The 14,073-nt window shown below is 61.2% G+C and carries 9 protein-coding genes; all 9 read right to left on the reverse strand.

What is annotated here, in order from left to right; translation table 11 throughout:
* Positions 1–9: 9 nt before the first annotated feature.
* Positions 10–1,326, reverse strand: a complete 1,317-nt coding sequence (locus tag L6418_RS10805) for a porin (RefSeq protein ID WP_237246928.1) — start codon at positions 1,324–1,326, stop codon at positions 10–12.
* An 881-nt stretch (positions 1,327–2,207) separates the two neighbouring features.
* Positions 2,208–4,583, reverse strand: coding sequence for a phosphoenolpyruvate synthase (gene ppsA / locus L6418_RS10810; RefSeq protein WP_237246929.1), 2,376 nt, complete (start codon positions 4,581–4,583; stop codon positions 2,208–2,210).
* A 105-nt stretch (positions 4,584–4,688) separates the two neighbouring features.
* On the reverse strand, positions 4,689–4,868 hold the full coding sequence (locus tag L6418_RS10815) for a chemotaxis protein (RefSeq protein WP_237246930.1): 180 nt from the start codon (positions 4,866–4,868) through the stop codon (positions 4,689–4,691).
* Positions 4,865–5,452, reverse strand: coding sequence for an electron transport complex protein RnfA (locus L6418_RS10820; protein ID WP_237246931.1), 588 nt, complete (start codon positions 5,450–5,452; stop codon positions 4,865–4,867). The genes L6418_RS10815 and L6418_RS10820 overlap by 4 nt, the downstream gene beginning before the upstream one ends.
* Complete coding sequence (gene rsxE, locus L6418_RS10825) at positions 5,449–6,084, reverse strand: electron transport complex subunit RsxE (protein WP_237246932.1); 636 nt, start codon at positions 6,082–6,084, stop codon at positions 5,449–5,451. Before rsxE ends, L6418_RS10820 begins: the two co-directional genes overlap by 4 nt.
* Positions 6,081–6,761 carry an FMN-binding protein gene (locus L6418_RS10830; RefSeq protein WP_237246933.1) on the reverse strand — a complete coding sequence of 227 codons (681 nt, stop codon included), beginning with the start codon at positions 6,759–6,761 and terminating at the stop codon, positions 6,081–6,083. The genes rsxE and L6418_RS10830 overlap by 4 nt, the downstream gene beginning before the upstream one ends.
* Positions 6,758–7,792, reverse strand: coding sequence for an RnfABCDGE type electron transport complex subunit D (locus tag L6418_RS10835; protein WP_237246934.1), 1,035 nt, complete (start codon positions 7,790–7,792; stop codon positions 6,758–6,760). Before L6418_RS10835 ends, L6418_RS10830 begins: the two co-directional genes overlap by 4 nt.
* Entirely contained in the window at positions 7,789–9,135 is a 1,347-nt protein-coding gene (gene rsxC, locus L6418_RS10840; RefSeq protein WP_237246935.1) for an electron transport complex subunit RsxC, read from the reverse strand. Before rsxC ends, L6418_RS10835 begins: the two co-directional genes overlap by 4 nt.
* Before the next feature lie 12 nt (positions 9,136–9,147).
* On the reverse strand, positions 9,148–14,073 hold the full coding sequence (locus L6418_RS10845; RefSeq protein ID WP_237246936.1) for a 2-oxoacid:acceptor oxidoreductase family protein: 4,926 nt from the start codon (positions 14,071–14,073) through the stop codon (positions 9,148–9,150).

The following is a 14,073-nucleotide window of genomic DNA, read 5'->3' on the forward strand; positions in this document are numbered from 1 at the left end:
AGCAAGCGATTAGAACTTGACGCGCACACCAGCACCGTAGGTGTTGAAGGTGGCGATGCTGCCCGGGCCAGTTGCAGCCACGTTCAGTCCACCAGACTTCTTGTCCAGCATGAATGCACCGTACAGGTTGGTCTTCTTGCTCAGGTTGTACTCAACCATGGCCGAGTAGTACTTGTCGTCGCCAGTGGCAGTCGATGCACCGAATGCAGGAATCTTGGCATCGTAGAAACCAGCAGACAGCTTGGTTGCAGAAGTCAGCTGATAGTTGGCACCGAACCAGAACACGTTGATATTCTTCTGTGCGCCTGTAAATGCTGTCGCTGCGGAAGAGAGGTTATATCCGTAGATTTGTTGGATGGTCTGATCGGCTGCAAAGTTGCTTGGTGCGGAGATTTGCATACGCTCGTAACCAGCCTTCAATGTCAACGGCTCGATTACCTGATAACGTCCTGCCAACATGTAGGAGGTCAGATTTTCGAAAGTAGCAGTCACCGTCCCTGGAGTTGCACCTGCTCCAAGCGAAGTCGTATCTTGCGCATATTGCACTGCAGCCTGAACACCGAAAGTATCCGCTTCGTAGCCCACGTTCGCCTGGAAATTGCTGCGTGCGGATGTCGCGTTCGCCATTCCGCCCATGCCGTACAGGGCATTCACGTTGAAGTTGCCGAACTTTTTGGCGTACTTGATCGCATTGTCCACGCGAGAGTTGTCGGTTGCACCGCCGCCGCCGTAAGAGCCGGAGAAGTTGATCGGCGAGAACATCTGCGCGTTAACGGGGTCATATCCACCGCCAACGGAACCGATGATGTCGAGTTGCAAGCTGTACTGGCGACCAAAGGTGACAGTACCCAGATCATTGTTGGACAAGCCAACCAAAGCCATGCGGTTGAACAGCTGACCATTCAGCGCTGTGTCTGCGATCATGGCGCGGTTATTGACACCACCAACAGCTGTATTACCACCAGCCAAGCCAGAAGTTGCCACGCTGCCAGTACCCAGGCTGAATGCGGATTCCAGTTGGAAGATCGCGCTGTTGCCGTCACCCAGGTCTTCGCTGCCCTTGATACCCCAGCGCGATTGCGACTCGCCACCGTTCATCATGCCGCGCACAGTACCGACACGCGCGTTATTGCCGTTACCAGTTGGGTTGGCACCGGTCACGAATTGCGAGCTGAAGTTACCAGCGTTGGTCATTTGAGCAACGCCCACATCCAACACGCCGTACAGGCTGACGCTGGTGCTGCCCGAATTGACGGTCAGGTCAGAAGCAAATGCCGGTGCCGAGAAAGCGGCGGCAACAGCCAATGCGATAATTTTCTTTTGCATGTCTTATGAACTCCTATATGTAGATATCAACAAACCGGTAAACTCCCAAACCGCCTGCACTGCAATTATTAAGGTTACGTTACAAACCTTACAGTCAGCTTACGTCAGTCTGGGTTCGCCTCATCGGCAAGCAAGCCCACCGATGCATTCAACCAAATTCCCCTGAGTGAGAATTCGCGGCGGATTATGCCTAAAAAATTATTTAAATCCGGCTTGTCATAAATAATTCACACAGACTGTGTCTATTGCGCAACAGCACAACGACTCGGCATTAAATTTGAATTTAAATTGCATAAAGGAATTGTTAATTTTCGCGCAAAACCCCAATGGCAAAGGCCTTTTATTAACAGTGCCATTATGTTCAACGGCAATTGCGCAACAAAAAACTCACCTGACGAGCGCGCATTTCGCTGCGACGCTCGATCGTTTTTTCAGCGATGTGCCCTGCTCCCTCTCGATTCAAAAAACCGTCATATCGATTCGCTGCATATCGCACTCACCATTGTCAGCTTGCAACCAACCCAACAACACAGCAGACATTCTGGTAGTCTGAGCATGCAGTACGCGCGATCCTGAAATCGAAAAAAGGCCCCTCCCCCCAAAAGGGGAGAGTGGGATGGGGGAGGGGCAGGGAAAACGCTTGCTGGTGATACCGGATACGTTGCATATCCGGGGTGGTTGCGGCGGCCGGACTCACCTCGATCCGGCTGCCGTGGTCGCCAGGATCCTGGCCGCACATCATTGCATTTCGTCATTCCGGCGCAGGCCGGAATCCAGTCAATCAAAGCTCCCTTGCATCGCAAGGACAAACACAAAAGGCTTATTGGATAAACACGCTGGATTCCGGCCTGCGCCGGAATGACGGATTTATCGCGATATGTTTATTTCCCGGAGTTTCCTTTCTCGGCCAACCTGCGCCAGGTCTCGACCAGCGTATCCGGATTGAGCGACATGGTCTGGATACCGGTCTCCATCAGCCACTGCGCAAAATCGAAATGGTCGGATGGCCCCTGTCCGCAGATGCCGACATATTTGTGCAGGCGATTGCAGGTGGAGATCGCCATCTTCAGCAATGCCTTCACCGCCGCATCGCGCTCGTCGAAACGATCCGCCACCAGGCTGGAATCGCGATCCAGTCCCAGTGTCAATTGCGTGAGATCGTTGGAGCCGATGGAGAACCCGTCGAAGTACTGCAGGAACTCTTCCGCCAGCAGCGCGTTGGAAGGGATCTCGCACATCATGATCAGGCGCAAGCCTTTTTCGCCGCGCTTCAGGCCATGCTTCTCCAGGGTGGCGACGACCTCCTTCGCTTCCTGCACGGTGCGCACGAACGGGATCATCAACTCGACGTTGGAGTAACCCAGTTTCTCGCGCACGCGCTTCATGGCACGGCATTCCAGCTCGAAGCAGTCGCTGAAGTTCGCCGCGACATAGCGCCCGGCACCGCGAAAACCGATCATCGGATTCTCTTCCATCGGCTCGTAGATCTCGCCGCCCAGCAGCTTGCGGTATTCGTTCGACTTGAAATCGGACAGCCGCACGATCACCGGCTTGGGCCAGAAAGCCGCCGCCAGCGTGGACACGCCTTCGGCGATCTTCTCGACATAGAACTCGACCGGGTCGGCATAACCTGCCGACCGCTGCATCACCGCATCGTGCAATTTGCCCGGCAGCTTGTTGTACTCCAGCACCGCCTTCGGATGGATGCCGATCAGGTTGTTGATGATGAATTCGAGACGCGCCAGGCCGACGCCGGCCGACGGCAGCTGCGCGAACTCGAACGCCAGCGTGGGATTGCCGACGTTGAGCATCAGCTTGACCGGGATGGGCGGCAATGCGTCCTCGCTGTGCACGACGATCTCGAACGGCAGTTTGCCGTGATACACATAGCCGGTGTCGCCCTCGGCGCAGGAAGCGGTGACGGTCTCGCCGTCCTGCAGCGCGGTGGTGGCATCGCCGCAGCCGACGATGGCCGGGATGCCCAGCTCGCGCGCGATGATGGCGGCATGGCAGGTGCGTCCGCCGCGATTGGTGATGATGGCGGAGGCTTTCTTCATCACCGGCTCCCAGTTCGGGTCGGTCATGTCGGTGACCAGCACATCGCCGGCCTGCACCTTGTCCATCTCGGCAGTACTGGCAACGATGCGCACGCGGCCAGCACCGATCTTCTGGCCGATGGCGCGGCCCTCGACCAGCACATCGCCGCGCTGCTGCAGGCGATATCTTTCCGTGCTGCCGTTGCCTGCATTCGACTTCACCGTCTCGGGGCGCGCCTGCAGGATATACAGTTTGCCGTCCAGGCCGTCCTTGCCCCATTCGATATCCATCGGGCGGCCGTAGTGCTGTTCGATGGAAACCGCATAGCGCGCCAGTTGCAGCACGTCCGCATCGGTCAGCGAGAAGCGAGCCTGTTCGGCGGCCGGCACCGGTTCGATGCGCGTGGAGCGGCCAGCCGAGCGCTGTTCGTCGAACACCATGCGCTGCTGCTTGGAGCCTAGCGCGCGGCGGATCAGTGCGGGAAAGCCCGCCGCCAGCTGCGGCTTGTGCACATAGAATTCGTCCGGGTTGACCGCGCCCTGCACCACCATTTCGCCCAGGCCGTAGGACGAGGTGATGAACACCGCGTCGCGGAAACCGGATTCGGTATCCAGCGTGAACATCACGCCGGAGGCGCCCAGGTCGGAGCGCACCATGCGCTGCACGCCGGCCGACAAGGCCACGTCGGCATGGGTGAAATCCTTGTGCACGCGGTAGGAAATGGCGCGGTCGTTATACAGCGAGGCGAACACCTCGCGGATCGCGTGCAGGATGTTGTCGATGCCGTGGATGTTGAGGAAGGTCTCCTGCTGTCCCGCGAACGAGGCGTCCGGCAAGTCTTCCGCCGTGGCCGAAGAGCGCACCGCGAAGCTGCCCTCGCCCTCGGCGGACAATTTTGCATAGTGACTGCGGATCTCGTCTTCCAGACGCTTTGGCAGCGGTGCGTCGACGATCCAGCCGCGTATCTTGCGGCCGGCCTCGGCCAGCGCCGTGACGTCTTCCACATTCAGCGTGGCCAGCGCCTGTTCGATGCGCTTGTCCAGCCCGTCGTTGGCCAGGAAATCGCGATAAGCCTGGGCCGTGGTGGCGAAGCCGCCGGGCACCAGCACACCCGACGAACTGAGGTTGGAGATCATCTCGCCGAGCGAGGCGTTCTTTCCGCCCACCTCCGGGATGTTCGCAATACCCAGAGACTGGAATGGAATGACATAGGGTTGCATGTACTTCTCCTGTGTTGATTAACCGCGTTTCATCTCACGCGCTGCGCCTGCCGGCAGCGTGATGCCCGGGGGCGAATTCTAGTACGAGCCGGCGCAATCGGGACGTCAATGATGTCCCGATTTTTCGCAGGTATCGCCGGCACACTTGCCGCAGCATCCCTCGCCCATCCGGCGTGCCGAACCGAATTCCGGATGCCGCTGCGCAAAGCGGTTGGCTGCGGCCTGCACAAGGACCCACGCCACCATCACAAAGAGCAGAAAACCGATCGTATACAGATAAGTCATTCACCGCCTCCTATTCCGGAAAACCCCATGAACGACAGTGACAACAAGCCGCCGATCACCACGCTGAGGGCCGCGCCCTGCACCAGCGTCGGCACGTTGGAGAGCTGCATGCGTTCGCGTACGCCGGCCATCAGCACCAGCGCCAGGGTGAAGCCGAGGCCGCCGCCGATGCTGTAAGCCAGCGACTGCGCAAAGTTGTATTGGCGCGCCGTCTGGAACAGCGCCACGCCGAGCACCGCGCAGTTGGTGGTGATCAGCGGCAGGTAGATGCCCAGCTGCCGGAACAGTTCGGGGAAGGTCTTCTTCACGAACATCTCCACCAGTTGCACCGCGCAGGCGATGACCGTGATGAAAGTGATCACGCTGAGGAATTCCAGATGGAAATGCACCAGCACCATGTTCAGGAAATACGCCGACACCGACGACACCAGGATCACGAACGCGGTGGCGATCCCCATCGGGAACGCGGTGCTGAGTTTCTGCGACACACCCAGGAACGGGCACATGCCGAGGAACATCGCCAGCACGAAATTGCCGGGCAGGATGGTGGTCAGCAGGATATTGGCAACGCTGTCGTTGTTCATGATTGCACCTCCCCGAGTTGCGCATTGCGTCTGCTGTTGATGTGGCGGAAGGCGGCGAACAGGATGAGCCAGAACGCCAGCACGAAGAAGCCGCCCGGCGGCAGCACCATCACCACCCAGGGCTGGAAGTGCGCGCCGAACAGCGAGATACCGAACAGCTTGCCGGCGCCGAGCACCTCGCGCACGCAGCCGATGGCGAACAGTCCCAGCGTGAATCCGAGCCCCATGCCGATGGCATTCAACGTGGCCGGCAGCGGCGGGTTCTTGGCGGCATGCGCTTCGGCCCGCCCGAGCAGGATGCAGTTGGCCACGATCAGCTTGATGTAGGCGCCGAGCGCCTCGTACAGGTCGAGGCTGATCGCCTGGATCGCATAATCCACCACGGTGACGAAGGTCGCGATGATGACGATGTAGCTGGCGATGCGCACCTGCTTGGGTATGGAGTGGCGCAACAGCGAGACAAGCAGGCAGGAGGTCCCCAGCACAAAGGTGGTGGCCAGCCCCATGGAGATGGCATTCACCGCCGACACGGTGACGGCGAGGGTCGGGCACATGCCCAGCACCATGACGAAGATCGGATTCTGCCGCCAGAGCCCGTCGAGGAATTCATCGAAACTGGAAGGTGCGCTCATGATGGTTTCCTTAATTGATCGAGATGCGGCAGCAGCCTGGGCAACAGCTTCTGCGCGGATTCGTTAATCCCCCGGCCGACCGCCTTGGAAGTCACCGTTGCCCCGGCAATCGCATCGATCTGCCAGGGGCTGGTCTTGGTGCCGTGCTTGACCGTCTTCACCGCGTTGGCCAGGCTCTGCAGATCGGCCGACAGGCGCACGTCCAGCGCCTCGAAGTTCTGCAGGAACGCCTGGTCGGTGAGTATCTTGTCGCCAATGCCCGGCGTCTCGCGCATGGAGATCACGCCGATGCCGGTGATGGCCTGCTTGTCCACGTCATATGCATAGAGGATGCGAACCTGGTCGGCATAGCCGGAAGAAGAGGCTTCCGCCGCGATGCCCGCCAGCCTGTCGGCGGCATCGTACACCGCGTAGAACACCAGCGCGCCGGCCGGCGGCAGGTCCTGGCCCGCTGCCGGGACGATCCCGCTGCCGGTGGCGAAATACGGTACCACGCTCTTCGCCTGCGGCAGGACCTTGAACACCTGCCGCTCCAGCGCCAGTTTCTTGTTGGCGTTCACGGCCGGCAGCGTGAACTGGTAGACACCGACGATGATGATGCCGCAAATGACCGACACCAGTCCCAGCGTGCGCACCATCTCGAAACTCGGCGAAGTTTGCTCAGGCGTGTCGCTCATGATTTATCCCGTTTGCCGCCAAGAATGCGGGGTTGATTGAACTGGTCCAGCAATGGTCCGGCCGCGTTGGCAATCAGGATGGCGTACATGACGCCTTCGGTCAGGCCGCCGAAGTAGCGGATCACCACAGTGAGTATCCCGATCAGGGCGCCGTACAGCCAGATGCCGCGCGGTGTCACCGGCGAGGTCGCCATGTCGGTCGCCATGAACCACGCGCCCAGCATCAGCCCGCCGGACAGCAACACGAACAGCGGCGTGGGATAGCGTTCGGGTTGCGCCAGGTGGAAAGCCCAGGCCAGCAGCATCGCGCTGCCCAGCACCGCCACCGGGATGCGCCAGTCGAGGAACTTGCGCGCGGCCAGATACAGGCCGCACAGCAGGATCAGGATGGCCGAGGTCTCCCCCGCACTGGCCGTGATATGGCCGGTCAGGAAATCCATGGCGGACGGTGTGATGTTCTCGAACTTCCAGCGCGCCAGCGGGGTCGCGCCGGTGAACGCGTCCACCCCCTGCTGCCTGACCCACGATGCAATGTCGGGCGGTGCCATGAACGGTGCGGCGAGCGAGGATGGAATGAACTCGCCGAAGCGCTGCGCCGCAAACGCCGGCGCCCAGGTACTGATCGCGGTCGGGAAAGCGGCCTGCACGAAAGCGCGGCCGATCAGCGCCGGATTGAACGGGTTCTGCCCGAGGCCGCCGAACAGCGACTTGCCCAGCCAGATCGCGGCGAAGCCGGCCACTGCGCCCATCCACAACGGGAACGCGGGAGGCAGCGTGAGCGCGAGCAACACGCCGGTGATGGTGGCACTCCAATCGGACAGCGTATTGCCCGCGCCGGAGATGCGGTTGTTGATGCGCTCGGCGACCAGGCAAGCCAGGGTGACCGTGACGATCAGCGCTGCGGCCGACAGGCCGTATTGCCACACCGAGAAAGCGCAGATCGGCAGCAGCGAATACACCACGTTGCGCATGATCACGGGGACATCGCGTCCGCTGTGCTGGTGCGGGGAGGTGCGCAGTTCCATGCTCATGCTGCCGCCCTTTCTCTGTTGACAGCCTTGGCGATACGGAATTGCTGCACCAGCGGGATATGCGAGGGACAGACGTAGCTGCAGCAGCCGCACTCGAAACAGCGATCCAGGTGGTAGCGCTCCGCCATCAGCGCATATTCGCGCTTGGCTGCCAGCAGCCCGAGCTGCGACGGGTTGAGGAATTTCGGGCAGACATTGAGGCATTCGCCGCACTTGATGCAGGCATAGCTGCGCTGCGTCTCTCCTGCGAGCTGCGCTTCACCGAATGCGAGCACGCCTGACGTGCCTTTGGTGACGGGCACATCCAGCGACGAGACGGTCGTGCCCATCATCGGGCCGCCGAGGATGATCTCCTTCGCACTGCTGCGCGCGCCGACCTGCTCCAGCAGGAAGCGCAACGGCGTGCCGATCGGCACGATGTAGTTGCCGGGCTTTTCCACGGCGGGACCGGCCACGGTCAATACGCGTTCGACGATGCCTTCGCCGGCCGGCAGCAGGCGCCCGAGATAGGCCAGCGTCATCACGTTGTTCACCAGCACGCCGATGGAAGCCGGGCGTTGCCCGGCGGGGATCTCGCGACCGAGCAGCGCGCAGATGATGGTGTCTTCCGCACCCTGCGGATATTTGGTCTCCAGCGCCTTAACCGTAATGCTGCCATCGGTGGGCAATGCCGCTTCAATGGCGGCGATGGCATCCGGCTTGTTGTCCTCAACGCCGATCACGGTGCGCGATGCACCGCTGACCTTCATCGCGATGCGGATGCCGCGCAGCAGGTCCTGCGTACGCTCCACCATGATGCGGTGGTCGCAGGTCAGGAACGGCTCGCACTCCGCACCGTTCACCACCATGGTGTCGATGGCCGTTTCCGGCGGCACATTGAGTTTGACGTGCGCCGGGAAAGTGGCGCCGCCCAGTCCGGAAATGCCGGTCTGCTGGATCGCCAGCAGCAGTTCCTGCTTGTCCAGTCCATCAATATCGCGCGGCGTCCCCACCTGCACTTCCTGGCCGTCGGCCTCGTACACGCGGATGGTGACCGACTCCACCATCTTGCCGCTGGCCGAAGGCATCAGCCCGATGGCCTCGACCACACCGGTGGCCGGTGCATGCACGGGCAGCGACATGAAGCCGTCCGGATCGGCAATGACCTGGCCGCGCAATACTTCCTGCCCCACCGCCACGCAGCACACGGCCGCCTTGCCGATATGCTGTGCCAGCGGCACGATCAATCGCGGCGCGAACGCCAGGCGGCGGATCGGCAGGCTGCCGGTCTCCTTGTGATAGGCCGGATGGATGCCGTGCTCGAAGGTCGCCGCACGTTTCAGGAATGGCAGTCGAATACCCATATCAGCCTCGCCTCAGTTGTACTTGGCCGCGCGCTGCTTCAGCTTGTCCAGGTTCGCCTCGTTCATGTTCCAGGGCGTTCCGGGGTGGATGACGCCGGCGGTGCATTTCTCCGCCGCCTTGACAAGGTCCAGATAACTGCCCGCCTTCGGATTGAGGACAACGATTTTTTTCGCTTCATTGTAGCCAAACACTTTCGGATTGATATTGATGCATTCGTCGCATGCCGTGCATTCCGGCGTATCGACCCACGCCGGTTCGTAGCCATCGGCCGCCCCCGTCACAGCCGCCGCCGCAACGGGCTGGACTGCATCGCTGGAACTGATGCCCAGTCCGGCCGAGAGCTTCTGGATCAGTTCCTGGCGTACGCGGCTGGCAATCGCTTCTTCGTCCACTTGCACAGCAGCACCAGTGCGCGTCACGTCTTTGAGCTGACGCCAGAACTGTTGCCGTTCTTCGCAGGCGCGCACCATCTCCACCGAGGTCAATACACGCATCAGGCGGTTCTTCTTGTCCACCGACCAGATGAACGGGAACTTGCCTTCGCGCTCGTCCTCGGGCAGCTTGAGGAAATCGCCCAGCAACACCATGTCGTCGTTCCAGGTTTCCGGCGGCGCCTTCTTGAACTGCTTGGCGAAACGCCCTTCGCTCAGGGCGAAATCGGCAAACGTCATTGGCAGCACCATCGTCTTCTTGTCGCCCTGCTCATCCTCATAGTGAAGGTTGTAGCTGGGCCAGTCGGCATCCAGCGCCGGATTGCCTTCGAGCGTGGCGCATTCGGAGAAGGTCACGCCCAGATCCGGGTTGTAGCGGAACAGCGGGAAAGCGCGCGACTCCACCGCCATCTTGCTCTGCGCCACCGCGCTGTTGTCGCCCACGCCGTGTTCCGGCGGGCATACCGCATACACGTTGAACAGCGCCGGACGGCGGCTGTTGATGCCGTCGATGAAGCTTTCCAGCAGGTGCGTGGCATTGGCCAGCGAGCCTTGTGCCACAAATGAAGTACGGTGCGCCATGCCGATGATGCTGATCTCCTTGCGCCGCTCGGTTTTGCCGTGTTTGCTGGCACCATAGGGCGACATGTCGGCCACCTGGCTGATGAAGCCGGAAGTGCAGGCTTGGCCGCCGGTATTCGAGTACACCTGGGTATCGACGATCAGCACCTTGATCGGCTTGCCCGCCATCAGCGCGCGCGACAGGTTCTGGAAGCCGATGTCGAACATCGCGCCGTCGCCGCCCAGCGCAACCACCGGCGGACACAGTTGCCATTCCTCCGCACTGAGCTGCTCCCAGTTGAATCGGGCAAAGAAATCGTCGCTGGCTGCCGGATCGTAGCCGCCGGCCAGTTCCTGTTCGGCCATGCGCACGGTCTTGAAACCCTCCACCATCTTGGCCATGTGTCCTTCGAACACGCCCATCGCCACCGACGGCGAATCCTGGAACAAGTGCGACGTCCATGGGAACGGATAAGGATTGAACGGGAAAGTGGATGCCCACACCGAGGTGCAGCCGGTGGAATTGACCACGCCCATCTCGGCACGGCCCTTCTTGCTCGGACCTTCCATGTAGCGCCAGCGCAGGTCCTTCAGTTTTTCCAGCATCTGGCTCACGCGTTGCAGCCATTGCGGATCGATGGGCTGGCCGTGATGCTTCTCCAGCAGGCTCTCCGACAGGTTCGCCAAGGTCAGGTCGTGGCCCTTGTTGGCCTGCACCGCATCCATCAATGCCTGGGTGTCGGTGAGGTCGACCGTGGCGCTGAGTTTCATGCGGATGTGGTTCTCCAGCTCGCCGATCAGCTTGTCGAGCCTGGCGACGAATCTCTTCACGCGCGGTTGCTGCAGTGCGGTGACCGTGCTGGTGAACAGGTGGATGGCCCCCTTCTCGCCGCAGCCCAGGCAGGCACCGTCACCACTGGCCAGCGACTGGTAGTTGTGCTTGTCCAGCAGCAGCGTCTCCAGCGCGCCGACTTTCTCGTCCAGGTCGTCGATGCGGCTGAACTGCGGTGGCGTGGTCGGCAGGTCGAGCCAGAAATTCCAGTCTGCGCGCAAGGTCTCGATGCTCTCCTTGGTCTGCGTCACCATGGTCAGTGCGTTGTCGCTGCACACCTCCACGCACAAGGCACAGCCCTTGCAGGTGTAGGGATTGATCGTGATGGAGAACAGGCCGCCGGCGCCTTTTTCCTTCTTTTCCTTTTGTGTCCAGTACGGCTTGGTCGTGGCGAACTTGAAGCCGCCGATGGCCTGGCGCAGCAGGTTCACTTCGGTTTCCAGCCGCCCGCGCTCTTCGCCTTGCGTCATATCTTCGGCAAATGCCTCGGTGATGGCATTGGCCAGCAGGGCACTTACGTCCAGGCCGTCCTTGTCCAGCGCGTTGCGCAACTTCCTGTCGACGACGCGGCTGAACTTGCGCAGGAAACGGGTCGGGCGCCCGCCCGTTTCGATCTTCCGGATGGCCGTGTCGAGCACGCTGGCGGTAGTCGATACCAAGCCGGGAATGGCGCTGTCCGGACATTGCGTGAAGCATTCGCCGCAGGCAGTGCAGTTCTCTGCCTTCCATTCCGGATGCTCGAAACGTACGCCGGTCATGTCGCGGTACACGCCGGTCACGGCGGGGATGACGGACAGACCCATGAACGGATCGACCAGGTTGTCGGAACCCTGTCCCTTCATGTAGAAGCTGCCGGTCTGCTCCCAGAAGCGGTGGATATCAGAAAGGCCGCCGTCGCCTTCCGGCAGTTGCTTCAGCATCACCGGCAATGCCGGGGCGGGCTTGCCCACCGCCTTGGCGCGCTGGCCGACTTTCATCTGCTCCGGCTCGATCTCATGCAGCTCTTCATAACCGCGGCGCACCACACGCAGGTTGTCCTCGACGATGCGCTTGCCCTTCTTGCCGAACTTGGCTTCGAGCTGGTTCTCGATGGCGGTGAACAGCGTCTCTTCGCTGAGGCCTGCGCGCTCTTTCACATCGGAGGCGCGGAAGAACGCGCCCTGGAAGGCATTGCCCTGCATGCGTAGCTGCAGGTCGGTGTTGCTGGACTCTTCGCGGGCGATCTTGAACGCATCCAGGTAGAACACACGGATCTTGTTGTCCACGATGAATTTCTGCGTCTGCATCGGCAAGGTGGACCACAATGCCTCGGCGCTGCCCAGATTACTCTGGATGATGAACACGCCGCCAGGCCGCATGCCTTCCAGCGCGTTGGTATGGCCGAACACCTGCGGATCCGGCGACATCACCACGTCGACGTTGGTGTATTCGCAGTTGATGCGGATGGGCTCCGGTGCGGCGGACAGGTAATAGGTGGTCGGCTGCCCCTTTTTCTCGGAACCGTATTTCGGATTGGCCTTGATGTCCCAGCCCAGCAGCTCGAACAGCGTCATCGCCAGGTTCTTGCCGGTGGTCACCGCGCCCCAGCCGCCGATCGAGTGCATGCGCACAGCGATGGCGTTGTTCGGCAGCAGGTTGGGATTTTCGGAACCGCGCAGCGCCAGATCCTTGATACCGGGATAAGCGGTTTGCAATTCCTGCTGGCGGATCTCCTGCTTGGGATTGGCCGATTCGTCGCGCACGAAATCCACCGACAGGTAATAGAACTTGCGGTGCGCGGCGCCGGGCAGCATGTTCTCCACCGCGGCGATCAGGCCTTCCGGTTGCAGGTCGCGCGAACCCAGGCCGTAGCAGCCGGAGTACAGCGACGGCATGTCTTTCGCACTCTCGTAGGTTGCGTAGTCAGCATAGGAATGCTCGCGCGCGTTTTCCATGCACTTGGTCACGGTGGAGCGCACTTCGCGCATCAGCGGCAAGTCTTCCGACAGCGGCTGGTCGGTGCGCTCCAATACCGCCACCCCCTTCTTGCCCTTGAGTACCCGGCCCAGCAGTTCGCCGGGGAAAGGCCGGAACATGGTGACGTTGACCACCCCCACCTTGATCTTGCGGGTTTCGCGCATCCAGTCCGCCACGGCGGCAGCCTGCACGGTCATGCTGCCCTGCCCGAGGATGATGTAATCGGCATCGTCGCAACGGTAGTTGTCGATACGGCTGTAGCGGCGCCCGGTCAGCGCATGAAACTCTTCCGCATTCTTGTCGAACAGGGCGGAGATGTGGTCGAAGAAATACGGGCGCTGCGCAGCCACTGCCTGCATGTAGGCATCCTGGTTCTGCACCACGCCGGTCTGCATCGGGTTGTCCACATCCCAGCTGGACGGCACGCGGCGGCGTTTGGGGCCGTACAGCATCTGCTGCGCCGGCGTAGGCGTGTCGATCAGGTCGTCGGCATTGCCCAGGTATTCGGCAATCAGTTCCCGTTCCGGCACCAGCATCGGCTCGATCAGGTGCGTGGTGAGGAAACCGTCCTGCGCCACGATGGCCGGGGTCAGCGCCAGTTCTGCGGTCTTGCGGGCGATCATGTTGAGGTCGGCCGCTTCCTGGGCGTTCTTGGCGAACACCTGGATGAAGCCGGTATCGTCGGCGCAGTGATAGTCGTCATGCGCGCAGTGCACGTTCAGCGAGGCCTTGGTGATGGCGCGGCAACCGAGATTGAGCACATAGGGCAGGCGCTTGCCGACCGCCGCATACAGCGATTCGTGCATGAAGGCCAGGCCTTGCGACGAAGTGAAATTGACTGCGCGCAAGCCGGTCATCGACAGGCCGGCGGTGACGCCTGCCGCCGCGTGTTCGGATTCCGGCTCGACGAAGATCAGCGGGTGCCCGGCTGTGTTGAGATGACCTTTGGCAACCTCTTCCGCCCAGTATTCGCCCATCTGCGTGGAAGGCGTGATGGGGTAGGCGCCGGCACCCTGCGAGGCTTCGCGCTCCACCATGATCACGGCAGTGTTGCCGTCGATGGCATCGCGCATGCCGGGATACTTGTACCGGGTCTGGCCGGCTGCCGCACCGGCAGCTGCGCCGATCAACTTGAACTGTTTGAGTTTGCTCAACAT

The sequence above is a fragment of the Sideroxyarcus emersonii genome (assembly GCF_021654335.1).
GTDB classification, from domain to species: domain Bacteria; phylum Pseudomonadota; class Gammaproteobacteria; order Burkholderiales; family Gallionellaceae; genus Sideroxyarcus; species Sideroxyarcus emersonii.

Excerpts from the sequence above, each read along its gene's own strand:
- L6418_RS10805 (WP_237246928.1), bottom strand. The coding sequence starts at position 1,326 with ATGCAAAAGAAAATTATCGCATTGGCTGTTGCCGCCGCTTTCTCGGCA.
- ppsA (WP_237246929.1), bottom strand. The coding sequence starts at position 4,583 with ATGCAACCCTATGTCATTCCATTCCAGTCTCTGGGTATTGCGAACATC.
- L6418_RS10815 (WP_237246930.1), bottom strand. The coding sequence starts at position 4,868 with ATGACTTATCTGTATACGATCGGTTTTCTGCTCTTTGTGATGGTGGCG.
- L6418_RS10820 (WP_237246931.1), bottom strand. The coding sequence starts at position 5,452 with ATGAACAACGACAGCGTTGCCAATATCCTGCTGACCACCATCCTGCCC.
- rsxE (WP_237246932.1), bottom strand. The coding sequence starts at position 6,084 with ATGAGCGCACCTTCCAGTTTCGATGAATTCCTCGACGGGCTCTGGCGG.
- L6418_RS10830 (WP_237246933.1), bottom strand. The coding sequence starts at position 6,761 with ATGAGCGACACGCCTGAGCAAACTTCGCCGAGTTTCGAGATGGTGCGC.
- L6418_RS10835 (WP_237246934.1), bottom strand. The coding sequence starts at position 7,792 with ATGAGCATGGAACTGCGCACCTCCCCGCACCAGCACAGCGGACGCGAT.
- rsxC (WP_237246935.1), bottom strand. The coding sequence starts at position 9,135 with ATGGGTATTCGACTGCCATTCCTGAAACGTGCGGCGACCTTCGAGCAC.
- L6418_RS10845 (WP_237246936.1), bottom strand. The coding sequence starts at position 14,073 with ATGTTGAGCAAACTCAAACAGTTCAAGTTGATCGGCGCAGCTGCCGGT.